This window comes from Flagellimonas aequoris (assembly GCF_003584165.1).
GTDB lineage: Bacteria > Bacteroidota > Bacteroidia > Flavobacteriales > Flavobacteriaceae > Flagellimonas > Flagellimonas aequoris.
On sequence record NZ_QXFJ01000011.1, the window covers coordinates 107,135 to 133,156 of the forward strand.

Sequence of the window (26,022 nt, forward strand, 5' to 3'; positions counted from 1 at the left end):
TATGGCACACCACCATCATCACAATCATAGCCATTCACATGCCCATCCCGATCTAAAGGGAAGGAACCTGCTTATTTCCATCTTTTTGAACATCGCCATTACGGTGTCGCAAATTGTGGGCGGACTTATTTCAGGTAGTTTGGCTTTATTGTCGGATGCCTTGCACAATTTTAGTGATGTACTCTCCTTGGTCATCAGTTATGCGGCTACCAAACTGGGGAAAAAGAAAGCCTGCAAAGAGAAGACATTTGGTTATAAACGAGCCGAGATCATGGCCGCTTTCGTGAATGCCGCGACTTTGGTGGTTGTGGCCATCATTTTGATGAAGGAAGCCGTGGAACGACTCTTTCAACCACAACCTATCGAATCCAATCTGGTCATCTGGCTTTCCTTGATTGCCATTGCGGGTAACGGTTTCAGTGTGCTGTTGTTAAAAAAGGATTCGGAGCACAATATGAACATGAAGTCGGCCTATCTACATTTACTGACCGACATGATGGCTTCGGTAGCGGTATTGGTCGGTGGTATTTTGATGAAATTCTATCAAATTTATTGGGTGGATGCCGTATTGACCATGGCCATTGGCGTTTATCTGATTTATATGGGGTATGATCTGTTGAAGGAATCCACCCAGGTATTGATGCTCTTTACCCCTAGGACCATTATCATCCAAGATTTGGTAGAATCGATCTGTACCATAGACCGAGTGAAAAACGTACATCATGTGCATATTTGGCAACTCAATGAAGATGAGGTACATATGGAAGCCCATATTGATTTTGTAGAGGATATCAAACTTTCGCAGTTCGATGCTATTTTGGAGGAAATCGAAGAACATCTGTACCACAAACACGGCATCAACCATGTCAACATTCAGCCAGAATTTGATAAGTGCGATTCCAAGAGCGTAATTGTGCAGGATTGATGGAAATCAGCGTAAAGACCTTTGATGAACTTTCCAATACGGAGCTGTACCAATTGTTAAGGCTTCGCAGCGAGATTTTTGTGGTGGAACAGGATTGTGTATACCTGGATTTGGATAACAAAGATCAAAAGGCCCTTCATATTTTTGGAACAAAGAATAATGTAGTGGTAGCCTATACCCGTGTTTTTAAACCAGGGGATTATTTTAAAAACGCTAGTATTGGCAGGGTAGTGGTGGCTCAGGACCAGCGAAAGTTTGGATATGGAAAAATTATCATGCAAGCTTCCATTGCAGCTGTTGAAGAAAGGTTTCCGAATACTTCCATAGAAATTTCAGCCCAATCCTATCTTTTGAAATTTTATTCCGATTTGGGATTTGTGGCCTTTGGTGAAGAATATCTCGAAGACGGCATTCCGCACACCCGCATGCTGAAGAAGTAATTATGCCAATCGCTTTGCTACCCCTATTTTCTCCAAAAACTCCAATTTTAGGATAAGGTTGATGGGTTTTTCAGCCTTGTTTTGGGTAGAAAAGAACAGATAACCCTCCTTTTTGGGATGGAGTTCTTCCAATTCCATTTTACCATGAACCTCTTTATGTACCATGGAAATCTCTTTCAAAAATTTTTGGGTAAGCCCCTTCTGGGATAAATGCGCAATCAATTTTTCCCGGTTCACAAAAGTGATGTTGCACGAAGTGAACGTGTCTTCCTCATCAGAAAAAATGCTGGTCACCAAGGCATAAAAATGGGTCTTTTTGGATTCGTCAAGGAACCAACCTTCATTGATTTTTCCATTTTTCCGATAAAACAATTCAAAAGCAAAAGTGGGCAAGCATTCGTTCACATAATCCAACTGGGCCTTTTCATCCACGTAGTATTTTGTGTTGTTTCTGAGGTCGGTTAATATAAGGTCCACGCCCGTTTTTTGTAATCTCAGGTCAGAAATACGCTCAAAACCATAGTGTTTCAAGCGATTTTTGTAATAGTGATCCAATAAGGGGGTTAATTTTTTTTCTTTGGATAAGTCTGCTTTAAAATGACTCTTCAATTTGGGATAGTTTCCGGAACAAGGTGGAACCTATCCGCTCCACAATGCCCACTACCAAGGCGTTTCCCATAAAAAATGCGCGTTTGGCATCTGGGATTCCCTCCAATAAGGTGTGATTGTCCGGAAACATGTTCAACCGTTCCAATTCAATGGGTGTAAGTCTTCGGAGTCCCTTGGAGGTTTGGACTACGTGTTTGAACCGGGAAGGCGATTTACCGCCCTCACCGGTTATGATCGTTCTGGAAGGTTGATCGAGCGCATCGGGAAACACCATGCCCCCCTCGCTATAATGGTACTCAAAACCGGCAACGGTCTTGCGAATTTCTTTTTTGGCCCCTTTTAGATATGCCCATTTTTCCAATTCGGTGTCGTCAATGAACAGCTCTGGGTCGATGTTATCCTTTTCCAAAATATGGGAAAGCAATGTTCTTGCACCGTCGTAGGACGGGGTGGTTTTGAAGGTAGTAACGTTACCATCCACACAAACACCTGTATTTTGAAAGGGAGAAAGCCCCTTTTTATCATTGAAATGCTGTGAAATGGAAACCAAATCCTTATCGAGAGTAAAGTGTTGAAGGTTTTCAGTCGTTTCTCCTACCGGAAAGGCCGTTGCAATAGTTCCATCCATCAAAAGCCAATCTTTTGGTCCTGTTTTTTGGATGCTTTTGAACAATTGGGTCGACTTATGATACGCCAGAAAAAAAACGCGCCTTCGGCGCTGAGGCATTCCATACTCGGCCGCATTAATCACGCGCCATTCCACGGCATAGCCCAAATCCGAAAGACTGCGGAGCATAATCGCAAAATCTCGCCCCCGTTGGTTGGATGGGGATTTTAACAGGCGATCCACATTTTCCAAAAAGAGATATTTGGGCTTGTTCTTTTTTTCGGTAAGGATGCGGTGAATGGACCACCAAAGCACCCCTTTTTTACCCAAAAGCCCCTTGGAATTTTTAAGGCTGGTGGCCACAGAATAATCCTGACACGGAAAACCACCGACCAAAATATCGTGGTCAGGTATTTCGTCGGTTGGGACCTCTTCAATGTTGTGGTTGGAGTGGTTGTCGGAACCAAATCGGGCCTCATACACCAAAGAGGCATGCTGCGTTTTGGTGGAGGGTTCCCATTGGTTGCTCCACACTACTTTGTAGTGGTCTGTACTTTCAAGCCCCAAACGGAAACCACCGACTCCGGCAAAAAGTTCACACACCTTTAGTTTTTGCATGCCCAAAAATAGGATTAATCTTTCTTTTTTAGGTGGTCTTTGCTTTTGTCGTCATCAGGGTATGGCCTATCCAAAAATGTAATGACAAAACAAGCCAATAAGAATGCTCGAAAAAAGGAACATCACAATATGAAAGACCGTGTTCGTGTATTTGGAAATGTCGGGAGATTCCAAGTTTTCGGTCAATCGGGAAACAAAAGGATTGTCTGGCAGGTACATGATTTCCAGCGTATCGTTTTCTATAAACGAAACCTTTTCCAAATGTTCGGTAGTTTTGTCCGCCCCTTCAAAAATCTGTCCTCTTTCATCCGTAAAGACATAATCGACCTGAACGATGCGACGACCTTGTATCTTGGTCCCGGTATCCTTTTGTCCTTTTATTTGGGCCATGGTCCCTTTTCCATGATACAGCAGATCCCAGTTTTGTGAACGGGTTCTTCCCGTTTCCAACAGCCCAATTTTTTTCAACAGAAAGTGTACAAGTAGGGCCACACCCAACAAAATCAGGAATATCTCTAGCATCTCGGATTCCTTAAAAACGCTTTCATAAAAATCAGGGCTTTCCCAAATCCTTTTGAGTGTTTCCCCCATCAAGATGTAGCATCCGGTTACGTAAACAATAATTTTTAAACAACAGAGCAATACCACGGCAAAGGAAATACTGCATGCTCCCAAAGCGAGAAAAACAGGGTCCCGCGGTCTTTTTGCCGTGTTCAATCCGATGGGGATTTTGTCATCGGGATGGAACCTGTTTAAAAGTGGTTTACTGTCCCATACCCGGATTTTCCTTTGAATGGGATATCCTGAAAAATTTTCGAAGACGAGCAGGAGCTCCAAAAGGGGTCGCTTTCCGCTTTTTATGGTATTGATGGATAAGATGGTGGCCTCTTTTGGGACAATAGTGCCATTTTTCTGGCTTTTCCAAATGCAAAACGACCTGCAAAAGCAGTTACACATCAATTTATAAAGCCAGAACAGAAGGATGATGCCAACCAAGAACAGGGTGACGAGGGTGTAGGTCATTTGGGCGTTTTCGGTTAAAATACTAACCGGAAAAGTTTCCTAGACCCAAAACTTGACCGTTACGGAATATGGATTGACCAAAGGGCCGTATGGTTTGTTTTGGTTGAGAAGGGTTACTATGAAAAAGGAAAAGGGATTATTTAAACTTTGATGCAGCTTTATGTGTTGTCTTATTTATGCGAGGCTATTAGTTGATTCAAAAAATCTAAAACACTCTCAAAATAATTGTTCAGACTTGTATACTCTTCCTCACCAGGAATCCAACTTGCAAACTTCCAATATCTCCATTTTGGATTCTTGGAATCCGGAGGTAAAATGAGAAAATATTGTTCCTCCATAACACCTCCCACAACAATGCTCTTCGACAATTGTTCTCCAATTTCGGGTATTCCATCCCTGGTCCAAATTTCAATTAGTTCATTATCCAATTTTTTTAGATAATCAACTTCTTCTATTGGCAGAAAGGCTGGCTCAATATCATTTGTCGCGGCAAACCCATTTGAAATTAACAGAAATTCTTTATAGTCATTTGGAAGTTGAACATTAAGCTTACTTTCTACCTCCAATATTTTAGATTCTTCGACCGGCTCATTTCCCAGCCATTGATTATCTCTATGACTCTTAGAAAACTCGATATCTCCCAATTTCAAGGCAATCACTGATATTTGATTTAGAAGACTTAACATTGTTCGTTTAGCTTTATTTTGAACATTCTCCCAATCTCCTATCAGCCATGGCTATTTCAAAATACTGGCATACTTTGAATTATCGGCCAACAGTTCCTTGGCCGTCAAAATGGCATCGTCATGGGCTAAAAAGTATTGGTAAAGCCCTTCGCGATAGAAGTAACGCGTTATGATTTCGTCTTCCAACAGCTTTTTGATTTCGTTTTTATAGGAGTCCAAGGCGGAAATCTTGCCCCGGTTCACGGCCAAGAGCAGGTCCTTGTATTTTTCCTGCACCTCTGCGCCCAAAAGGGAATCATCCGCATTTATGGATTGCTCCAACAGCTCCTCCGTTTTGGTCTGAAAAGTAAAATTTTGTTCCTGCACGTACTTTTTAAAGGCATTGTAATCAGCATCGGAAAAAGCAAAATCATCCACGTTGGCAAAGGAATGATCGTAGAAATAGTTTGTGGCAAAATCGAAGACCACATTATTGTCCTGAAGGGCATCAATGAGCGTGTTGGTCTTCAGCGACTTGATGGCCACATCGGGCATCACGCCCCCGCCGTCCCACACCTTGCGGCCGTTTTTGGTGGTGTATTCCTTAAAATCGGTATTTCTTACGGCCTTGCCCTCGGCATCCCTGTGCCAATAGTCCAGTGCCTGGATACACCTTCCGGATGGGGTGTAATAACGGGAAATGGTTACTTTTAACTGGGTGCCATAGGTGAGTTTAAGGGGTCTTTGCACCAATCCCTTCCCGAAACTTCTGGCCCCTATGATTACGGCACGATCCAGATCTTGCAATCCGCCGGAAACTATCTCGCTGGCCGAGGCACTTTTGCCATCCACCAAAACCACCAGAGGAATGTTTTCATCTTCAGGTTGGTTGCGGGTGCGGTATTCTTGGTTGAACTTTTTCACCTTGGATTTAGTGGTCACGATCAGTTGTCCTTTCGGAACGAATAAATTGGTAACGTTGATGGCTTCGGAAAGCAATCCGCCGGGATTTCCCCTTAGATCCAACACCAATCGTTCTGCCCCCCTACCTTTTAGATCTTGAATGGCAGATTTGGTCTGGCCCGAAGCCTTTTCATTGAATCGAGAAAGCACGATGTAACCTGTTTTGGCATCGATCATATCATAAAAAGGAACGGCATCCACTTCCACACCTTCACGGGTGATGGTAGCGGTCTTGGTCTGGCCTTGGCGGACATATGTCACTTCTACTGAGGTGTTGTTGGCGCCTTTCAGCAGCTCGCTGGCATTGTCGTCAAAGTCGGCCACTTTGGTCTCCCCGATTTTGATGATTTCATCCCCGGCCTTAAGGCCGGCCTTATCGGCGGCATAGCCTTTGTAGGGTTCCACGATCACCAATTTGCTTTCGTAGGAACGTACCAAGGCCCCAATTCCTGAATACTCCCCTGAATTATTGATTTTGTAGGCCTCTACATCCTGCTCGTTCAAAAAACGGGTGTAGGGGTCCAGTTCGTCCAACATGTTTTTTATGGCAGAATCCATCAGTTCTCCCGGATTGGTTTCGTCCACATAGTTCATGTTCAACTCCTTGAACAAGGTGGTGAAGATTTCTATCTGCTTTGCAATTTCAAAAAAATCACTTTTAAAACTACTGGCCGTCACCAATAGGGCGACTGCCAAAATGGGCACCCATATTTTTTTCTTAACCGACGCTTTCATCACATTCTTTTTTTAGGAAGGCTTCCAACAATTGCTTCATGGCTGTGTCCACCTCTTCAAAAGAGGGCACTTTATGACCAAGGTATAAAAATAAGAACGCATAGTTTCCTTCAATGTTGTTAAAAATAAGGGACTTATTGAGCCGGTAGGATTCCCGTAGCAACCGTTTGATGCCGTTTCGGTCCACTGCTTTTTTGAACTTTTTTTTGGGCGCCACCACTCCCACTTTTATGTGGGCCCCATCCTCAAATGGGGTTTTGAGATATATCAACTTTATGGGAAATTCGCGAAGGTTCTTTCCTTCGGCAAAGAGTGCCTCGATTGTTTTTTTGCTCTTGAGCTTTTCAATTTTGGGAAATGTCGACATAGGAAAGCCCTTTCGCAACGGGCGTACTTTTTACCGCACCAAGTTACTCAAATTATATTTTGATGAAGGAACGACCCATCAGGGGATTTTCCGCGAATTTTGGATTGAAGGTCAAAAAAGTTTTAAAAAAGAAGGGCGGGCCATTCGGCCCGCCCTAAAACCTTTTTAGTGTTTGAAAATCCAATTACGGATTGGCTTGGTATACATTGTTTTCGCCGTCCACATCCGCCATGAGTTGGGATGGGTCGATTACGATGGCCTTCACTTTTTCCAAGGGCATGTCCAATGTAAATTCATAGGTAGGGTATGCCCAGGCCCAGTTGTCCAAAACGGTTCTTTTAAGGGTTGGATAAGGATTATCCTTTTCCCCGAACATCATGCGCAACGGAATATAATAGGTTTCTTGGGTTCCGTCTTCACCCACCACCAAAATATCGATAGGCATGGGCATTTCGCCAATGCGCTCCAAGGAAACTCTTGTTTTATTGCCCTCAGCTTCTACACTTTTGATGCCGTAATCAATGGTATTGGTGGTCATGGTCCAATCGGTCAAGTACCAGTTCAGCTCCATACCCGATACCTTTTCTGCCGTTCTTTTGATGTCGTTAGGGGTAGGGTGTTTAAACTTGAAATCGTCAAAGTATTTATGGATGGTTTCCATTAATTTATCCTGTCCGATGACATAGCCCAATTGTGATAAAAAGATTGACCCCTTGCTATAGGCTGCAATACTATAGGCAAAGTTGGTGGTGTAACGGTCGGCATGGGTGGTCTGTGGCATTTCCAATCCGGAATTGACCAAGGCATAATATCCTTTGTACGAGCCCTCGAACGGATTTTGTTTTTCCTGATCCATAATCTCGTTCATGCACAGACTGCTGATGAAAGAGGTAAAACCTTCGTCCATCCAAGCGTGCTCGGACTCATTGGTGGCCAATATATGCTGGAACCAGGAGTGCGCCATTTCGTGTGCCATAACACCCACCAAACTACCATATTCGCGGCCTCCGGTAATCAAGGTGCTCATGGCATATTCCATACCGCCATCGCCACCCTGGATCACAGAGTACTGATCATATGGATATTTCCCAACATTCTTGCTGTAGAAACGCATGGCCTCGGCCGTTGTGGGCTGAAATTTTTTCCAATTTTCTATGAAATCAGGGTTGTTCTTATAAAGAAAATGAAGGGTAGGTCCATCTTCCATGGGCAGGACATCGTGAATGTAATCGGGATCGGCGGCCCACATAAAGTCATGAACGTTGGGGGCCACAAAATGCCAGGTAAGCGTTTTGCCCTTGGTCTTTACAGTGGTTCCAGGGGTCTCATACCCGTGGCCGATTTCCTGTGGATTTTGCAAATATCCTGATCCACCTACGGTGTAATCTTTGTCCAAGGTAAGTTTTACATCAAAATTGCCCCAAACACCGTGGAACTCACGGGCGATGTAGGGATTGGGATGCCAACCTTCAAAATCGTATTCGGATAGTTTGGGATACCATTGACTCATGGAAAGGGCTACGCCTTCCTTGCTATTTCTTCCGGAGCGCCTGATCTGGAGCGGGAGTTGACCTTTGAAAGTCATGTCCAAAGTAGTCTTTCCTCCAGCGGGAATCGGTTTGGCCAAATCCACCACAAGAATGGTTCCTTCTTCTTTAAAGGTAACGGGTTGGCCATCTTGGGTGAGCGACTGGGCATGCAGATATCCCATTTCACTTTCGGATAGGGCAGCAATCCTGCTCTTTCCATCTTCCATCATCCTCTTGTCGGGATCCTTGATATTCTGGAGCCTGATGTCCATCTCGCTTCCCGGTTGAAAAGCATTGTAGTACAGGTGGTAAAAAACACGGTTCAACGCATCGGGGGAATTGTTGGTATAGACCAATTTTTGAGTACCTGTGTACTGGAAGGTTTTCACGTCCATGTTCACATCCATGGTATAATCCACATGTTGTTGCCAGTAGCAGGGGTCTTGCGCCGAGAGGAGCGAAACTCCCGAAAAGGTCGCAAAAAAGAACAATGTTATTCGCTTCATAATTATTTTGAGTTACTTTCCAAGGTCATTTTTCCTTTGGATATGTTGTTTGCCAAAATTAAGGCATTGTAGGCATTCACCATTTTTCCCGACTTTGAAATTTTATCAAAAGTGGTTGATTTGGACTCGTCTCCCGCAACGATTACCGATGCTTTTGACTTAAGGCCAGACTGCATGATGATGTTTTTTACCTGGGGAGCCGATAGGCTTGGGTAATAGGAACGGATCAAGGCCGCTACTCCCGCAACCGCAGGGGCCGCCATGGAAGTACCTCCTTGAAACTCGTAGTCGTTGCTTGGCATGGTGGAGTAGATCTTATCGCCAGGTGCGAATACATCCACGTTGGCATGGCCGTAGTTGGAAAAAGTGGCCACCATTTCGGAACCATAGCTGCTGGTCAATGCACCAACGGTAATGACATTGCTTACAAATTCGGAATTTCCAAATCTATGGTCGTTAGGATAATTCGGGTTTTCGGGATCATCAAGGTCCTCCCCGTCGTTTCCGGCGGCATGTACAATGAGTACATCCTTGGACTCGGCGTATTTTATAGCATCGTACACCCATTGTGCTTCTGGCGAAAAAGCCTTTCCAAAACTACAGTTGATGATAGAAGCTCCATTATCCACTGCATAACGAATGCCCATGGCAATGTCCTTGTCATATTCGTCCCCGTTGGGAACGGCACGGATGCTCATGATCTCCACATTGTTGGCCACGCCGTTCATACCCACCCCATTATTGCGTTGGGCGGCAATGATTCCAGCTACGTGTGTGCCGTGGCTCTCCGTCACCACTTGGTTTTTTGGGTTTCCGTTTCCGTAGGGTACGTCGGTGATATCATAGGGATTGTCACCGACCGGCGTACGTCCATCAAAATCCTTGTTGAGGTTATAGTTCACCTGATCGGTAAAATAGGTAATCCCCTCTTGAAGCTCGTCCAGTACATCTGCAATACTGTCACCATAAGTGAACATTTGGGTCAACACGGCCACACTTTGCTCCATTTGGGGCGTTTTGGGCTGAATGGACAAAAGCTCTTCTTTGGTGTAGGTTTCTTTGCCCAATTCTTCTTTAACGGCCTTATCGGCCCCTTTCACCACTTGAAAGATCTGTTCGTATTGTTGCTTGTTCTGTAATGCCTTGGGATATTCTTCATCCAACAAAAGACGGGCCTTGGCCCTGTCGGAGGCATCACCAATATTCAAGCGAAGCATACGTACATATTCCAATTGCTCATTATAGGAATCGCCCAAAAAATTGTATCCGTGGATATCGTCCACATATCCGTTTCCATCATCGTCCTTTCCGTTATTGGGAATTTCGTCCGTATTGGTCCAAAGCACATTTTTAAGGTCTTCGTGGTTCAGGTCCATCCCAGAATCCAAAACGGCAACCACTACGGTCTTTCCTTTTTTGTTTTTGATGATTTCTTTGTAGGCCTTGTCCACGCTCATTCCCGGAATGGTGTCGTTGATGAGGTCCAAGTGTCCCCAGTTTTTCTGCTCCGCTTCGGTGAGTTCGGAAACCTTTAAAGGAACCGTGTCGATATTTTCAACAGGGGTTGAAACCAATGAAGTGGACCCACAACCCATTAGGAAGAGGGACGCGGAAATGGAGACAAATGATAGTTTATAATATGTGCGATTCATAAAGATGTTTTTGTAAATAGTACGTTTTATTGTGTTCAGAATAATTCATTGAAGGAAAACACGGTATCCAACCGGGCTCCTTTTTCCGTTTTTTGCAAAGAGCAGATTTCATTATGGGCATCGTGTTCAAAGAACAGCAGCCAATCGTTTTCCACGGCATTGATCAAAAATGTCTCTTTTTCGGTCAGGGTAAGTAAAGGGCGGGTATCATAGCCCATCACATAGGGAAGGGGAATATGGCCAACGGTCGGAATCAAATCGGCCACGAAGACCAAGGTCTTGCCTTTATGGGTTATGTGCGGAAGCATTTGCTTGTCGGTATGGCCATCCATAAAATGGATACCAAACCCCAACTCGGATTTTTCCAAATAATGCCCTCCCTTTCTGTCGATAAAATGTAACTGACCGCTTTCTTGCATGGGCAACAGGTTTTCCTTTAAAAAAGACGCCTTTTCCCTGGCGTTGGGTTTAGTGGCCCACTCCCAGTGTTCCTCATTGGTCCAAAACCTTGCATTCTTGAATGCGGGTTCATAACCTGTTCGGTCTTTGTTCCATTGAATGCTTCCGCCACAGTGGTCAAAATGGAGGTGGGTCAAGAATACATCCGTAATGTCATCACGATGAACCCCCACTTTTTCCAAAGAACCGTCCAAGGTATGGTCGCCCCACAGGTAATAGTAACCAAAGAATTTTTCGGATTGTTTGTTTCCCATGCCGTTATCGATTAAAATCAATCGATTCCCATCCTCTATCAAAAGACAACGGGCGGCAATATCGATCATATTATTGGCATCTGCGGGATTGGTTTTGTTCCAAATGGATTTTGGCACCACACCGAACATGGCACCCCCATCCAACTTGAAATTACCGGTCTCTATGGGATAAATTGTCATTTAGAAAGTAAAACGGCATGCAAAATAAGAAAAGCACCATCCAAATAATGAAAAAATAAGGTTTTATTGGCCGTATTTTAACAAAAACCAGATAATAAACCTTCTCCAATATCACTGCTTTCTGGGTTTGCACACCACTTTCCACCAGGTTAAAAATAATTGGATATCAAAAAAGGGTACGTCTTCCGTCTCAAAACGAATATCTAAAAGAAAAGCAGTAAATTTCCAAAAAACAAAGACAATGCTCGAACTTGCTGGAATTATTATTCTAGGCATTATTGCTCAATGGGTGGCTTGGCGCTTTAAGATTCCGGCCATTTTACCATTGATTTTGATAGGTCTGTTGGTAGGACCCATTGCCACTTTGTACACCGAAGATGGCTCAAAACTCATAGAACCTGTTTGGAACGGAACCAAAGGCCTTTTCCCCGGTGAAGGACTCTATTATTTTGTTTCCTTGGCCATTAGCGTAATCCTTTTTGAAGGCGGACTTACCCTGAAACGGGCCGAAATATCGAATGTAGGACCCGTAATCTCCAAATTGATCACTATAGGCACAGTGGTCACTTTTTTTGGTGCAGGCGTGGCCGCCCACTATATTTTTGGACTTTCATGGCAGATTTCGTTTTTGTTCTCTGCCTTGATCATTGTTACGGGACCTACGGTAATTACCCCGATTTTACGGAACATTCCTCTCAAAAAAGATGTTTCGGCAGTGTTAAAATGGGAGGGCATTCTCATTGATCCCATCGGGGCATTGGTAGCAGTATTGGTGTTCGAGTTTATCAGTGTTGGAGAAGGACATGCTTACACGCAAACGGCCTTAATCGAGTTTGGGAAGATTATTCTTTTTGGCACCACTTTCGGATTCACTTTTGCCCATGCATTGGCATTTGCCATCAAAAAGGACTTTATACCTCACTACTTACTGAATGTGGTCTCCCTTTCCACGGTACTCCTTGTTTTTGTTGAGTCAGATGTCTTTGCACACGAATCGGGACTGTTGGCCGTAGTGGTCATGGGAATGGTCTTGGGCAACATGAATCTGCCCAACCTGAAGGAGCTGCTTTATTTCAAGGAATCGCTGAGCGTATTGTTGATTTCCATTTTATTTATTCTGTTGGCAGCCAATATCGATGTGAGCGACATGGAGTTGATCTACAACTGGAACTCCGTTGCACTTTTTGCCGTCATTGTATTCATCATCAGGCCATTGGGTGTTTTTCTGAGCGCACAGGGATCCAATTTAAAACTCAATGAAAAACTTTTTATAGGATGGGTGGGTCCGCGGGGGATCGTTGCTGCTGGTATCGCTTCCCTATTTGGCTCAAAATTGATGTTGAGGGGAGAAGCCGGAGCAGAATACATCACGCCATTGGTGTTCATGATTGTTTTGGGAACGGTTTTGTTGAATGCAACTACCGCCAGACTCTTTGCAAAATTGGTTGGGGTGTTCCTGACCAAATCCGAAGGTATTTTGATTATTGGTGCTTCCAAATTGTCGAGATTGATAGCCAATTATCTCAAAAAGAACAATAGGCACGTGGTATTGATCGATAACAACCAGGCGAATGTGGACAAAGCCAAAAGGTTGGGCCTAGAGGCCATCACGGCGAACATTTTTTCTGACACACTTACGGACAATATCGAATTGAACGATATGGGTTATCTGATGGCCTTGACTGGCAACTCCGACATCAACAAATTTGCGATTAGAAAGTTCCAAAAACAGTTTGGGGAAAACGGGGCATTTCGTCTGGTGAACACAGAAGAAGTAAACGACCCGGACAACAATCCGAAAGAGGGACTTTTTTCTCACACGGATGATTTTATCCAATTGATGGATACCGTCAGGAAACACCCAACCATCCATGAGATAGATTTAAAGGACAAACAGCATTATGATAGCCTTATCGATCTCACCCAAAAGGATAATGATATTGTGCCTTTATTTACGAAAGCCCCAAGCGGCAGTATTGACATCATTCCAGCCAACAGCAAGGATTTTGTGCCCAAGGGCGATGGGTATAAACTGGTGTACTTGGGGAAACTCATCGATATGGATGAGGATTAATAGCAATCAGCGCCAGCTTTCCCATTGTCACAGAGGTTTCACTTTCTGATGTGTTGTTTGTAAACAACTTTTGTCATTTTATCCATCAAATTTCACTTCCCACCAACTGATGGAAGCAATTCGTCAATTTGACCTGATTGCCCATCAATTTATCCAGGTCAACCTTGGGGTTTCTTTGTACAATTGTCATTTAATGTATAATTCACGTACAAATGGAAAAACCATGAAGATTATCGAAGCCTTAAAAGAAAAGAACCGACTTATACGTAAAACCTTGGAGCTTCAGAATAGAATCGGTGCCTACAATTGTATCATTGAGGGAAATCCAAGGGCTTACAATCCAAAAAAGGAAATGATTGAACTCAACAAAACGGTTGAGGAATTGATTGAGTTAAAAACTAAAATAACCTTGGCCAACCAATCGATACAAGAAAAAATCTACAGATTGTCCGAGCTAAAAACCAAAATCGGTTTCTTGAAAACCATACCAACGACCGAAGGAAGGGCACCATCCGGTAAAGGTTATTATTCCCAAGGAGAGACTGTTGTCTGGGAGTCATCCATAAAGGCCAACGAAAGGGATAATCTTGTATTGGAGTTGGAGAGTGAAATTGATATCATCCAAAAAGATTTGGACCACCATAATTTTACGACATCCATTTAATAAAGTGCAGCTCCGAAATGCAGTCTTGGTTCGTATGAACGAAGTTGCCTATTGATCAAGATATTGGTGTACAACTTGTACCCGATGCAGATATAAAGCTTCAAACTTCAGGAAAGTTGTAGTCAAAATTCAAAACTGATTGCTCAATATTCATGATTTTGACTTTGTTCAATACCAACCTTGATGCAAAGTAAGTGCTGCACCCTTTTTGCCCCTAATCATTCAACTTTAAAACGGCCATAAAGGCTTGCTGTGGGATTTCCACATTACCCACTTGGCGCATACGTTTTTTACCCTTTTTCTGTTTTTCCAAAAGTTTACGCTTACGGGAAATATCACCACCATAACACTTGGCGGTCACATCCTTTCTGAGCGCCTTGATGGTCTCACGGGAAATGATTTTGGCCCCAATGGCGGCCTGGATCGGAATGTCGAACTGCTGTCTGGGGATGAGCTCCTTCAGCTTTTCGCACATTTTTTTACCGATGTTGTGGGCATTGTCAAAATGGACCAGAGCGGAAAGGGCATCTACGGGTTGGGCATTCAAAAGGATGTCCACCCGAACCAATTTGGAAACCCGCATCCCAATTGGGGAATAATCGAAAGAGGCATATCCCTTGGAAACCGTTTTCAAGCGATCGTAAAAATCGAATACGATTTCTGCCAACGGCATATCAAAATTAAGTTCCACTCGCTCAGTAGTCAAATAGGTCTGATTGGTAATCTGTCCCCGCTTATCAATACAGAGCGACATCACGTTCCCCACAAAATCGGATTTGGTGATGATGGTAGCCTTAATGTATGGCTCCTCCACCCGGTCCAAAGAAGAAGGATCGGGAAGATCGGATGGGTTGTTAACAACGATCGGGGTTTCTTTGTCCTTGGTGGTATAGGCAAGATAGCTCACGTTAGGTACGGTGGTGATTACCGTCATATCGAACTCCCGCTCCAGGCGTTCCTGTACGATTTCCATGTGCAACATACCCAAGAAACCACAACGGAAACCAAACCCCAAGGCGGCACTACTTTCCGGGGTGAATACCAAAGAGGCATCATTGAGTTGCAGTTTTTCCATGGAGGACCTAAGCTCTTCAAAATCCTCTGTATCCACAGGATAAATTCCGGCAAACACCATAGGTTTTACATCTTCAAAACCTTCAATGGCATTTTTGGTCGGGTTGGCGGCATCGGTAATGGTATCACCCACTTTCACCTCGCGCGCATCCTTGATACCGGTAATCAAATAGCCCACATCTCCTGCGGAAATTTTGTTTTTGGGCATTTGTCTCAGCTTTAAGGTGCCAATTTCATCGGCCTCATAAGCTTTTCCTGTAGCCACAAACTTTATTTTTTGTCCTTTTCGGATTTCGCCGTTCATCACCCTAAAATAGGTTTCCACACCCCTGAACGGATTGTAGACCGAGTCAAAGACCAAGGCCTGCAAAGGTTCGTTGATGTTACCCTTTGGGGCAGGAATGCGCTCAATGATGGCTTTTAGGATTTCTCCGATACCGATACCGGTTTTGGCACTGGCGGGAATAACTTCTGAAGGATCACAACCCAATAGGTCCACGATGTCATCGGTCACCTCTTCGGGATTGGCACTGGGCAGATCCACTTTGTTCAGAACAGGGATAATTTCTAAATCGTTTTCCAAAGCAAGGTATAGGTTGGAAATGGTCTGTGCTTGAATACTTTGTGCGGCATCCACAACCAAAAGAGCACCTTCACACGCGGCAATGGATCGTGAAACCTCATAGGAAAAATCCACGTGTCCGGGAGTGTCGATCAGGTTAAGAATATAGGTTTCACCCTCGTACACATATTCCATTTGTATGGCATGACTTTTAATGGTGATGCCACGTTCGCGCTCCAGGTCCATGTTGTCCAACAATTGATCCTGTTTTTCACGCTCGGTAACGGAGCCCGTGAAATCCAACAAACGGTCTGCCAAGGTACTCTTACCGTGGTCTATATGCGCAATGATGCAAAAATTCCTGATCTTTTCCATATAACAATAACCTATCCGTAAAAAGGGTGATAAGCAACTGCAAATATAGTTGTTTTAACTGCCCACAAAGGGTTTTTTGAAAATTAGGAAACGAAGGGGTTATATCGACCAAAAATAATTTCATAGATTTGAGGTTCAACCCCAACCATTCATGAAGCAAACCACCTACATTCTATTATTGGTGTTTTTGACGGCGAACGCTTTGAGCGGACAGACCTTTAAAATTTCAGGAAAGGTGGTGGATGAACAGAACGAGGTCATTCCCTACGCAAACATTCTACTTTTAAAAGCTTCCGATACTACATTCATAAAAGGTACCTCGGCCGATGACAATGGGTTTTTTTCCTTGACGGAGGTAGAGCCGAACCTATACTTGCTTCAGGCCAGCTATGTAGGAAGGGGATCCGAGCCTCGGGCTTTGGATATCAAAACCGATGTTTCCCTAGGCGCGTTGATCATTCCGCTAGAAACTAACGAACTCGATGAGGTAGTGGTCACGGCACAGCGACCAAAACTGCAAAGACTACCAGACAGACTGGTCTTTTCGGTTGAAAACACCGTGGTTTCACAAGGAACTTCTTGGGATATCCTTAAAAGTACGCCTGGGGTCATCGTAAACCAGGATGAACTCTTGATCCGAGGGCAAAATGCCACAGTGTACCTGAACGATAGAAAGGTTCAACTTTCCGGTCAGGAGGTACAGGATTTATTACAGGGACTGTCGGGTGCCAACATCAAATCGGTGGAGGTGATTGCCAACCCACCGGCCAGCTATGATGCCGAAGGAGGCCCTATTTTGAACATTGTGACCAGTAAGAATATCATTCCGGGGTACAAGGGAAGCGTCAATGGCACCTATACCCAAGCGGTGTTTCCAAAATTCAGTATGGGGACCAGTCATTATTACAAAACCGATAAGCTACACCTGTTCGCCAATTATACCATCAACCCACAAAAGGAATTGAAGAAAACGGTAAAGGGTATCAATTTTATGGACAATACCAACACTGTTTTTTCACAATGGAATACGGATTATAACCAGACCAATAGTTCGCAATCCCAAAATGGAAGTTTCATCTTGGATTATGATTTTGATGAACACAACAGTTTGAATTTTACATCCAACCTATTGTTCAATTTGGGACAGGACCAGCGTACCCATCTCAACAATGAAATGCGAAACGGATCGGGCCAGCTGGATTCCACCTTTACTACGCAGAACAATGCGAATTTGGACAATACCAATTTGGCTTTTGATCTGAGCTATGTGCATAAGTTGAAAAAGCCGGGGGCCCGGTTGAGCGCAAATGGCCATTATACCTATTTTAACGGGAAGTCGCTTCAGAACCTAGGTTCTGATTATTTTGACGCGAGTGGTAACTTTTTAAGGGAATTCGGGTTTGATGCGGATTCAGAGCAGGACATTCGAATTTTCACGGGCCAATTGGATTATTCAACCCCTATTGGAAATGCTTCCTTTGAGACCGGGGCAAAGATTTCCTCGATTGCATCAGAAAGCAATCTGGACTTCTTCAATTTTACGGGTTCGAGCAATACAGTGGATGCCTCCTTGTCCGACCGTTATACCTATGACGAGAATGTATATGCCGCATACTTGAGCTTTGTGAAGAATTGGGAAAAATGGTCGATGAAGTTGGGCGTCCGAGGAGAATTGACCGAGGCCGAAGGCACATCCCTAACGTTGAACCAAGTCAACACCCAAGACTTTTTTGAGCCGTTTCCGTCTGTCTATGTGCTGTACTCCCCTTCGGACAAGCACAGTTTTTCCTTTGATTATGGACGGAACGTGGATCGACCCAAATACAACGATCTGAATCCGTTTCGGTTTTTTTTCAATGAGAACGATTATGAACAAAGCAACCCAAGCTTGACGCCTAGTTTCAGTAATAATTTCAATTTTAACTACACCCTTAACAGCGAATATTTCTTCGATGTCTATTACCGTGATAATGGCAGCAACATTGCGTATCTGGTTTTTCAGGACAACGACAACCAAACTTTGGTGGAGCTGAAGCAGAATGTGCTGGACAGTAAATCGTACGGTCTGGACTTTACCTTGAGCAAATCCCTCATGTCGTCTTGGTTTGTGTATGCCTACACTTCCCTTTTTCACGAGGAAGAAACCTTTTTGGCCACCCAAAGCGGCAATGTGGAATTTACCAACAAAGTGAACGGGGTTTACGCTTATCTGGGCAACTATTTGACCCTCTCCAAAGACGGCACTTTTACGGGTGAAGTTACTGGGACTTATATTTCAAAGTTTCTGTTCGGATCGTATGTTTCCGATGAGCAGTTCAACTTGACCTTAGGCTTACGTAAAACGCTGTTCAACAATAAGATCATCCTTTCTTTGGCCGCTGAGGATATTTTGGAAAAATATGTACCCACCTATCGTTCCCAATATTTAAACCAAGACAATTTTTACCGAAGAAGGCCCGAAACCCAGTTCATCCGCTTCGGATTTACCTACAATTTTGGAAACTTCCGATTGGAAGACAACCAACGCGGAATAGACAAAAAGGAGCGCGACCGATTACAATCGCAGCAGTAATGTGTTGATTTTGGGTTATTTTGTACTTTTGCAGTCCAAAAAAAGAAGGATTTGCCCAAAATAGGTAACATAGAACTTCCGGATTTCCCACTTCTTCTCGCTCCTATGGAAGATGTGAGCGACCCTCCTTTCCGTGCATTATGCAAGGAACAAGGAGCCGATGTGGTGTATACGGAGTTCATTTCTTCCGAAGGGTTGATCCGTGATGCGGCCAAAAGTGTCCTCAAGCTCGACATTTATGAAAAGGAACGTCCTGTGGGCATCCAGATATTCGGGGCCGAACTGGATTCCATGCTGCAGGCGGTGGATATCGTGGAGCAATCCAACCCCGATATCATCGATATCAATTTTGGGTGTCCGGTAAAAAAAGTAGTCTGCAAAAATGCCGGTGCCGGAATTCTTCGGGATATTCCCTTGATGGTAAAACTCACCGAGGAAATCGTAAAACGGACCAAACTGCCGGTTACGGTCAAGACCCGTTTGGGGTGGGATTCCAATTCCATCAAGATTGTTGAAGTGGCCGAACGGCTGCAGGATGTGGGTATCATGGCGATTTCCATCCATGGGCGTACCCGTGTTCAGATGTACAAGGGAGAGGCCGATTGGAGACCGATTGCCGAGGTGAAGAACAACCAGCGCATGCAGATTCCAGTTTTTGGGAATGGGGATGTGGATACTCCGGAAGCAGCCGCAAAAATGCGGGATGAATTTGGCTTGGACGGTGCCATGATCGGCAGGGCCAGTATCGGGTATCCGTGGTTCTTCAAAGAGGTGAAACACTATTTTGAAACAGGCAAGCATCTGGATCCCCCAACCATGCCGGAACGCGTGGATGCCGCCAGAAGGCACCTTCAAATGGCCATCGATTGGAAAGGCGAAAAACTGGGTGTTTTTGAAACCCGAAGACACTATACCAATTATTTTAAGGGTATTCCGCACTTTAAGGAATACCGTACCAAAATGGTGACCAGCGATGATGCGGTCGATGTTTTTGCCGCGTTTGATGAAGTACTCGAAAAATTCGGGGATTTTCAGTTCGCCTAAACCGAAATCAATTTTTTGGAAATCCTGCTGCTGGCAATCTTTGCGGAGATAAAGCCCAAGACCACAATGGTACCCATCACGATGAATAGGTTCATCACACTATATTCCACGGGATAGGCCAGGGAAGGTGTAATTTTCAGCCATCCGAACAACAATTGGGAAATGATGAGCAACGACCCGATCAACACCCCGATGAGCCCCCCAAAAGAAGTGACCAGAAGCCCTTGGATAAAATAGATCCTTCGCAATTCTTTAATGGTCGTCCCCAAACTGAACAGCGTTTTGGAGTTTTGCTGTTTGTCCAAGATCATCATGATGATGGCCCCCACCACGTTGAACAACGCAATGATCAAAACCAACGTAAAAATCAGGTAAGTGGCCAAATTTTCCGTGTTGAGCATGCGGTAAAGCGAATTGTTCTGTTCCCTTCGGGAAAGCACGAGGACCTTATCGCCCAATACCGTTTTAACGGCTTCCCTAATGGCTTCGACATCGGCTTTTTCATCCAATTTAAAATTGATACCGGAAACTTCGGTACTGTCCTTTTGCAATAAATTTTGAACCAAAGGGAGCTGTGTGAACACATATTTTTTGTCCAGGTTTTCTTCAACCGCATACACTCCACTTACTGTTAAAGGAAGTTCATCGTAGGGCTTGGAGTTGAACCCCTGTTGCGAAAGGGAACCTTTACCGGGCTTGGGAACCAATACTTCCAAAGGTTGGCGGTTGTTCATGGGAACGCCCAAAAGGTTGTAGATACCGATGCCAATGACGCCCTCAAATTCCGAGTTTCCCCAATTGCCAAAATAAAGGGTACTGTCCACGCCGGTCACGGAGCGATAATTTTCGTCCACTCCTTTAATGTAGGCAATGGTACTCTTTTCTTTATAGGTAAGATAGGCCCGTTCTTCCAACTCTTTGGCATAATTGGCCAATCCGGGAATATTTTTCAATTTATTTTGTTCCGCTTCGGAAATGGAAAACACTTTCCCCGTGGTGGGCAAAGCTTTTAGATCAGGATCAAAGGTATTGGAAAAGGAAAGGCTAAATGTTTTGAGCCCCGCAAAGGCAGAAAGCACAATGAACAAGGCCGCCGAACCGATCACAATGACCAAAAAAGTGATAAAATTGATGATGTTCACTGCATTTTGGCTGCTTTTGGATCTCAGGTAGCGTTTAGCGATGTAAAGCGGAAAGTTCAAGATCAGGCTTTCTTACGTTTATCAAGTAGGTCCCTATTCTCGATGGGATTTTCTTCGCCTTTGAGCGATTTCTCGATATTGTCGATATATTCCAGGGAATCATCCAGATAAAAATTGAGTTCTGGAACCCTTCTCAATTGGTGTTTGGTACGTTGGGCCAGTTCGTGACGGATACCCACTTGACCGGCCTTAATGCCTTCCAATAGTGCCTTGGCATCCTTGTTCGGGAAAATGCTCACATACACCTTGGCCAAAGACAGATCCACGGTAACGGAAACCTTGGAAACAGAGATCAAAGTTCCCTTAAGACCGCTATCGGTAGCAGCACGTTGTAGGATATCGGCCAAGTCTTTTTGAATGACCCCTGCAATTTTCTTCTGTCGTTGTGTTTCCTCCATAGTGCAAAAATAAAGGAAATCCTGACTAACCTCACATTTGGAATGGATTACAGTCCGTAATTTTGGAGAAAAGCAGCTATTTTGTCAACCAAACCAAGGGTTAAAATGGAAAAAATAGAACATATCGGCATTGCGGTAAAAGATTTGGAGGTGTCCAACCCATTGTTTGCTAAATTGTTGGGGGTGCCACATTATAAAATGGAAGAAGTGGCCTCAGAAGGGGTAAAAACTTCCTTTTTTAAGTCGGGCCCCAATAAAATTGAGCTGTTGGAAGCCACAAATCCTGAAAGCCCTATTGCCAAATTTTTGGAAAAGAAGGGGGAGGGCATCCATCATGTAGCCTTTGCTGTGGATGATATTGTTTCGGAACTGGCTCGATTAAAGCAGGAAGGCTTTCAAATTTTAAACGAAACCCCTAAAAAGGGAGCGGACAACAAGCTGGTTGCCTTTTTACACCCAAAGGGCACCAATGGCGTTTTGGTGGAACTTTGCCAAGAAATAAAAGAAGGCTAGGGAGGTTAAAACCTTGCGGTGTAGAAAAATAAACACTAATATTGCATCCGCAAATTGCGGGTCCTATAGCTCAGTTGGTTAGAGCACCTGACTCATAATCAGGTGGTCCCTGGTTCGAGCCCAGGTGGGACCACCTCAACAAAGATAAACCTTTCAAGCAATTGGAAGGTTTTTCTTTTTAACATGGGTACAACATAGGTACAACATTTCAAAAACTGTTATTTTCTTCTGGACCATTAACATGTTTATTTTCAAAATTTGAAATTGTCAGCAATATGCTTTACAAAAAGATAACCTGTCAATGCAAGTTGAAAAAAATCTGCTAGATCAAGCCTAATGTATTCACCAATCTCAAAATCCCGTTGTTTCTCAACATAGCCGTTAATTATTTTTTCTCCCCTTTCCACTTTAAACCCTGGCTTCTCAATAATAATTGCCTTTCCATTTCGCACTAAGCTCAATTGAAGTGCAATCCATTTTAACTTTAGGACTAACTTTTCCTCCACCTCTGTTTTTGCATCTATCTCAGTTACTTTACCTACTCTATGTTCTAAGCACTTACGAATATTGTTGATAGAAATGATATGGTCTGAATATTTCAGCGGTTTCGTAACGAGATGACCTGTTGATTCAATTAAAGCTGGAAGGTCTTTCCTTAAATATTTCTTGTTCGTTTTCTTTTCGAATTCCTCATAATCTTTAACGGTCATTTTTTTACCTTGAAGGCTCATAAGATCTGAGAAGTAATTGGCTCTTGCAAGACTAAGATTAACTCCTTTTATAATGTCATTCACGCCGTGGTTGTATAACCACATATCAAGATATATTCTCTTGTCACCAACATATTCAATTTGACCTAAATTAAAACTGGTAAATACTGGAGGAGGAGGAATATCTTTAAATGGTATGCCCTGTAGATTGGAAGAAATAAATGCAAGCATATTGCAAGTGTTTTGAGCAATTTTCACATAATCATTGGTTATTTGATCTGCTTCAAGTTTTATTCTAGCACTTTTTGGGGTTTCTTTACTCATAGTTTAAATTTCTCAAAATTCTGTTGTGCCGCTAATTGAATACAGTTCAATTTTCAATTAAAGAGAGCGTTTTCTTTGAATTATAACCTAATCTTCCTATGTCCAATTTTCCTTCATTTTGAGCCTCCCATAACTTTTTCCAATACACTTCCACCCGGCATCGACGGAGTAGAATCATCTTTTAACAATCCAGAATCCGCCCTACTGAACAATGATTGCATAATCAAATGTCTTTCAGTGTCATCAATGTTTTTTTCTTTTTTTAAGGCAAGATAGACGTAGGCCAATTGCTCCCTTTCCTCCGCATCCCTTGTCAGGTGATAAGCACTAAACATTAACTTTGCGAAGGTTCTAACACCATACGCCAAAAAGGAAACAAAGGTTATAAATACAATGGACCACCTAATTGCACTTCCCGTGCTTTCAAAGAGCTCTTTTAAAGTCCCATCTGAGATAAAGTATAAAACTATCCCTAATGCTATGATAGCAATGGCTGTAAAACCAATTAACCATCCTAACCAAGTATTGCCTTCTCTCCTTAATTTTTTAGCTCGTTGATTCCAATATGTAGCTGGAGCTTCTAATTTTAATTTCTCTGTGTATAGCTTTTCTAAATCCTTAAACGCTTTGTCTGAATTCTTTAAAAAAGCGTTGAACTTCTCATGATTTTGGTTCTTCCAACTGTCATATTGAAATTTTCTTAATCTGAAGAGTCTTGAAAGAGCGTTTTCTTTTTGCTTGTATAGGTCTTTTTTTTCCGATATATGTTCACTAACATTTTTGTCGTTTTGCTCAAGATTCTTTAAATAGTCTGATCGGATTCTTCCTAGGGTTTTTCTTTCATTTGTCCTGCGTTTTACTGCTTCAAGGTCTTGGGTATAAAACTCATAGGCCCTATGCCAACCTGTGAAGTAGTTCCTATCCGTATTGTTAGATTTTAACTGTTGATTGGTCAGAAAATCATAGGCTCCTTCGACTGCTCCTCTAAATTGAGATGCTAAATCAAGTAGGAATGATGTAACCTCAGAATCTTTGTTAAAAAGCACTACATGGTTATAATCTCTTCGCTTACAATATGATTCAATATTTTTCCACTTATGCCGGTCAAAATGTTTAGTCCTAGCCAGTTCCCTTGTGAAATTTTGAATTTGGCCCATACATAAATCAAAATGATTTTTTGAATTTTCCAACTTCGTTGGAAGTGACTCAATCTTATCAAAGAAAGAATGTTCTTTGTAAAAAAATTGATAAATAATATCCAATCCCTTAAGCGCTATTTGAAAATTAGCAAAAGGATAATTGATATTAACCTCCAATGAATCAGCAATTTCTTTTTGTCCGGATTCACCTATCAATTTTCTGATTTCACTAACTTTCATTTTACACGGTTAATACATTATTAAGTTCTGTAATTAGATTTATCTTATTTCTTTATTACACGGATACTTCATTCATAAGCATTTAATACAAGATTGAAATATGTCATACAACTTGAACTGCACAGTTTTCTGTTTCGATAAAAAATGTTACCTCAAAAGTCTATTATTCAATCAAGATTGGGGGAAGGATCCTCGTAAGAGTATTCCCAAGATAGGGATTTTTTCACTAGGGACTTATGAAAAAGCCTAATGGGCAATTGATGGGCAATGGATGGGATTATTGCGCCAAGATTCCGATGAATCATTTTATCCCTATCTTGGGATATGGAAAAATTGGGCAACATTTTAGCTTTATGGATTCATAAGCAAAGAACGCTGTCTAGAAAAATGGAATCTAAAGCGAGACATCTGTCCCTTAATGGACTTTCTGTTTTAATTATCCTAATCAGTTTTATACCCTTAACCCTTCTTTTTTTCATTAGCGGAAAGAATTATACTTGGGTACAAATATCTGCTTACTATACTATTCAGTTACTTCTATTATTAATAGTCCTGTTGTTTGTAATTGCCTGGTTCAAGGCCAAAGAAATGGCAAATGCCGATGTAGAAGGCTTCTCATTTATAGAGCTATCATTTAAAAAAATAGACAAGGAATATTTTGGGTTTGATGAATCCGATATTGAAAATTTAGAGCTTTTGACAAATCTTTTGCCTTCCAAAAATAGGATAGTAATTAGAGAGGTGCCGAAGAATAAGCAATCTGGGAATCTTAGATTTCTTTTTTCATTTTTGGATCATATAATTGAAGGGGGTATTCAAGGTATGGGAAAGAAATCGAGAGACTCACTATCCAGATTGGTTCAAAAAAGATTTTCCTTCGATGGTTCCGAAATCAACGAGAATACATTTGCATCCAGTTACTCCAAATGGTCACAGAAGACTAAAGAAGGGGACTATGACGATACACGAAAAGCAATAGCCAAAGCACTTGGAATTTCTTAATTATTGATAATTTTTTGTCCAACCCCGAAAACAAAAGACAATTATAGCGCAATCTTCATTTCCCTATTTTTCACTTGCATCAGGTGATATATGTTTGTCGTGTACAAAAAAGTAAGCGGCCGTTTACATATTCTCTAATTCCAAAAATCAAAAGTTATGGAAGAGCAACAGAATGTGTTGACAATACTCAAAGAAATCAAAACTATCCTTGGCCATCAGAAGAAGGTCATGAATGTGGAAGACCTCGCAGCTTATACGGGACTTTCCAAAAGCAAGATTTACAAGCTTACCTCTTTAAAGCTTATCCCTATGAGCAATAATAGACATATCCGTCAAATATTTTTTGATAAGGATACCATCGACAAATGGCTGATGGGCGACCCGAACCTATCCGATGAATTTCTGGAAGAGAAGTTCAATCAACAGCTTCAAAGAAACAAAAACCACTGAGCTTATTGATGCCCTTTACTCCAAAGAAAAGTATTTGAGTTTTCACGCTCGCGTGTAAAATCGAATAGCAAGAGGGTGATGCGCAGATTGCGCCATCACGGTTGTTTTCGGGTCTTCAACAAGTTGAAAACCAGTTAATTGAACAGA

The 26,022-nt window shown here is 42.8% G+C and carries 23 protein-coding genes and 1 tRNA gene; 10 read left to right on the forward strand and 14 right to left on the reverse strand.

The genetic code is table 11. The annotated features are described in order from the left end of the window. Position 1: 1 nt before the first annotated feature. Complete coding sequence (locus D2U88_RS05085; protein ID WP_119639230.1) at positions 2 to 925, forward strand: cation diffusion facilitator family transporter; 924 nt, start codon at positions 2 to 4, stop codon at positions 923 to 925. Beyond that, a complete protein-coding gene (locus D2U88_RS05090) occupies positions 925 to 1,365 on the forward strand; it encodes a GNAT family N-acetyltransferase (RefSeq protein ID WP_119639231.1) in 441 nt (146 codons plus the stop codon). Before D2U88_RS05085 ends, D2U88_RS05090 begins: the two co-directional genes overlap by 1 nt. Here D2U88_RS05090 and D2U88_RS05095 read toward each other — a convergent pair whose 3' ends face one another. From D2U88_RS05095 to D2U88_RS05135, 9 genes are all read right to left on the reverse strand, one after another. After that, complete coding sequence (locus tag D2U88_RS05095; protein ID WP_235855725.1) at positions 1,366 to 1,842, reverse strand: hypothetical protein; 477 nt, start codon at positions 1,840 to 1,842, stop codon at positions 1,366 to 1,368. It abuts the gene before it with no gap. A gap of 115 nt (positions 1,843 to 1,957) precedes the next feature. Beyond that, positions 1,958 to 3,199, reverse strand: a complete 1,242-nt coding sequence (gene dcm / locus D2U88_RS05100; RefSeq protein WP_119639233.1) for a DNA (cytosine-5-)-methyltransferase — start codon at positions 3,197 to 3,199, stop codon at positions 1,958 to 1,960. 66 nt (positions 3,200 to 3,265) lie between these two features. After that, a complete protein-coding gene (locus D2U88_RS05105; RefSeq protein WP_119639234.1) occupies positions 3,266 to 4,222 on the reverse strand; it encodes a hypothetical protein in 957 nt (318 codons plus the stop codon). Positions 4,223 to 4,392: 170 nt separating this feature from the next. Further along, complete coding sequence (locus tag D2U88_RS05110; protein WP_235855726.1) at positions 4,393 to 4,881, reverse strand: SMI1/KNR4 family protein; 489 nt, start codon at positions 4,879 to 4,881, stop codon at positions 4,393 to 4,395. Between the two features lie 78 nt (positions 4,882 to 4,959). Next, positions 4,960 to 6,585, reverse strand: a complete 1,626-nt coding sequence (locus tag D2U88_RS05115; RefSeq protein ID WP_119639236.1) for a S41 family peptidase — start codon at positions 6,583 to 6,585, stop codon at positions 4,960 to 4,962. Then, a complete protein-coding gene (rnpA, locus tag D2U88_RS05120; RefSeq protein ID WP_119639237.1) occupies positions 6,569 to 6,952 on the reverse strand; it encodes a ribonuclease P protein component in 384 nt (127 codons plus the stop codon). The genes D2U88_RS05115 and rnpA overlap by 17 nt, the downstream gene beginning before the upstream one ends. 184 nt (positions 6,953 to 7,136) lie before the next feature. Then, the gene (locus tag D2U88_RS05125; protein ID WP_119639238.1) at positions 7,137 to 8,987 is read right to left on the reverse strand and encodes a M1 family metallopeptidase; all 1,851 of its coding nucleotides are present in this window, start codon (positions 8,985 to 8,987) and stop codon (positions 7,137 to 7,139) included. Positions 8,988 to 8,989: 2 nt separating this feature from the next. Next, positions 8,990 to 10,639 carry a S8 family peptidase gene (locus D2U88_RS05130; protein ID WP_119639239.1) on the reverse strand — a complete coding sequence of 550 codons (1,650 nt, stop codon included), beginning with the start codon at positions 10,637 to 10,639 and terminating at the stop codon, positions 8,990 to 8,992. 35 nt (positions 10,640 to 10,674) lie between these two features. Then, a complete protein-coding gene (locus D2U88_RS05135) occupies positions 10,675 to 11,532 on the reverse strand; it encodes an MBL fold metallo-hydrolase (protein ID WP_119639240.1) in 858 nt (285 codons plus the stop codon). A gap of 241 nt (positions 11,533 to 11,773) precedes the next feature. Here D2U88_RS05135 and D2U88_RS05140 point away from each other — a divergent pair, with 241 nt between their 5' ends. Together D2U88_RS05140 and D2U88_RS05145 are read left to right on the forward strand one after the other, a co-directional pair. Beyond that, positions 11,774 to 13,606, forward strand: coding sequence for a cation:proton antiporter (locus D2U88_RS05140; protein WP_119639241.1), 1,833 nt, complete (start codon positions 11,774 to 11,776; stop codon positions 13,604 to 13,606). Positions 13,607 to 13,829: 223 nt separating this feature from the next. Next, positions 13,830 to 14,270 (forward strand): hypothetical protein, encoded by a 441-nt coding sequence (locus D2U88_RS05145; RefSeq protein WP_147378532.1) that lies wholly within the window; start codon positions 13,830 to 13,832, stop codon positions 14,268 to 14,270. 214 nt (positions 14,271 to 14,484) lie between these two features. Here D2U88_RS05145 and lepA read toward each other — a convergent pair whose 3' ends face one another. Further along, positions 14,485 to 16,281 carry a translation elongation factor 4 gene (gene lepA / locus D2U88_RS05150; RefSeq protein ID WP_119639243.1) on the reverse strand — a complete coding sequence of 599 codons (1,797 nt, stop codon included), beginning with the start codon at positions 16,279 to 16,281 and terminating at the stop codon, positions 14,485 to 14,487. Positions 16,282 to 16,432: 151 nt separating this feature from the next. On the opposite strand from lepA, the gene D2U88_RS05155 reads away from it, so the two are divergent. Both D2U88_RS05155 and dusB read left to right on the forward strand, forming a co-directional pair. Continuing rightward, a complete protein-coding gene (locus D2U88_RS05155; RefSeq protein ID WP_119639244.1) occupies positions 16,433 to 18,853 on the forward strand; it encodes an outer membrane beta-barrel family protein in 2,421 nt (806 codons plus the stop codon). A gap of 51 nt (positions 18,854 to 18,904) precedes the next feature. Then, entirely contained in the window at positions 18,905 to 19,897 is a 993-nt protein-coding gene (dusB, locus tag D2U88_RS05160) for a tRNA dihydrouridine synthase DusB (protein WP_119639245.1), read from the forward strand. Here the strand turns inward: dusB and D2U88_RS05165 are convergent. After that, positions 19,894 to 21,099 carry an ABC transporter permease gene (locus D2U88_RS05165; protein ID WP_119639246.1) on the reverse strand — a complete coding sequence of 402 codons (1,206 nt, stop codon included), beginning with the start codon at positions 21,097 to 21,099 and terminating at the stop codon, positions 19,894 to 19,896. The two genes, dusB and D2U88_RS05165, sit on opposite strands and share 4 nt — an antisense overlap. Positions 21,100 to 21,101: 2 nt before the next feature. Next, positions 21,102 to 21,497: a 30S ribosome-binding factor RbfA gene (rbfA, locus tag D2U88_RS05170; RefSeq protein WP_119639247.1), complete on the reverse strand. Its 396-nt coding sequence runs from the start codon at positions 21,495 to 21,497 to the stop codon at positions 21,102 to 21,104. A gap of 105 nt (positions 21,498 to 21,602) precedes the next feature. Between rbfA and mce the strand changes: the two genes are divergently transcribed. Next, the gene (mce, locus tag D2U88_RS05175) at positions 21,603 to 22,010 is read left to right on the forward strand and encodes a methylmalonyl-CoA epimerase (protein ID WP_119639248.1); all 408 of its coding nucleotides are present in this window, start codon (positions 21,603 to 21,605) and stop codon (positions 22,008 to 22,010) included. Between the two features lie 59 nt (positions 22,011 to 22,069). Beyond that, positions 22,070 to 22,143: transfer RNA gene (locus D2U88_RS05180), tRNA-Ile, on the forward strand. A 118-nt stretch (positions 22,144 to 22,261) separates the two neighbouring features. On the opposite strand, the gene D2U88_RS05185 is transcribed toward D2U88_RS05180, so the two are convergent. Continuing rightward, complete coding sequence (locus D2U88_RS05185; protein ID WP_119639249.1) at positions 22,262 to 23,044, reverse strand: hypothetical protein; 783 nt, start codon at positions 23,042 to 23,044, stop codon at positions 22,262 to 22,264. A 113-nt stretch (positions 23,045 to 23,157) separates the two neighbouring features. Continuing rightward, complete coding sequence (locus tag D2U88_RS05190) at positions 23,158 to 24,423, reverse strand: DUF6161 domain-containing protein (RefSeq protein WP_119639250.1); 1,266 nt, start codon at positions 24,421 to 24,423, stop codon at positions 23,158 to 23,160. Positions 24,424 to 24,747: 324 nt separating this feature from the next. On the opposite strand from D2U88_RS05190, the gene D2U88_RS05195 reads away from it, so the two are divergent. Together D2U88_RS05195 and D2U88_RS05200 are read left to right on the forward strand one after the other, a co-directional pair. Beyond that, positions 24,748 to 25,425, forward strand: a complete 678-nt coding sequence (locus D2U88_RS05195) for a hypothetical protein (RefSeq protein ID WP_147378533.1) — start codon at positions 24,748 to 24,750, stop codon at positions 25,423 to 25,425. A 156-nt stretch (positions 25,426 to 25,581) separates the two neighbouring features. Beyond that, the gene (locus tag D2U88_RS05200; RefSeq protein ID WP_119639252.1) at positions 25,582 to 25,875 is read left to right on the forward strand and encodes a helix-turn-helix transcriptional regulator; all 294 of its coding nucleotides are present in this window, start codon (positions 25,582 to 25,584) and stop codon (positions 25,873 to 25,875) included. Positions 25,876 to 26,022 lie beyond the last annotated feature (147 nt).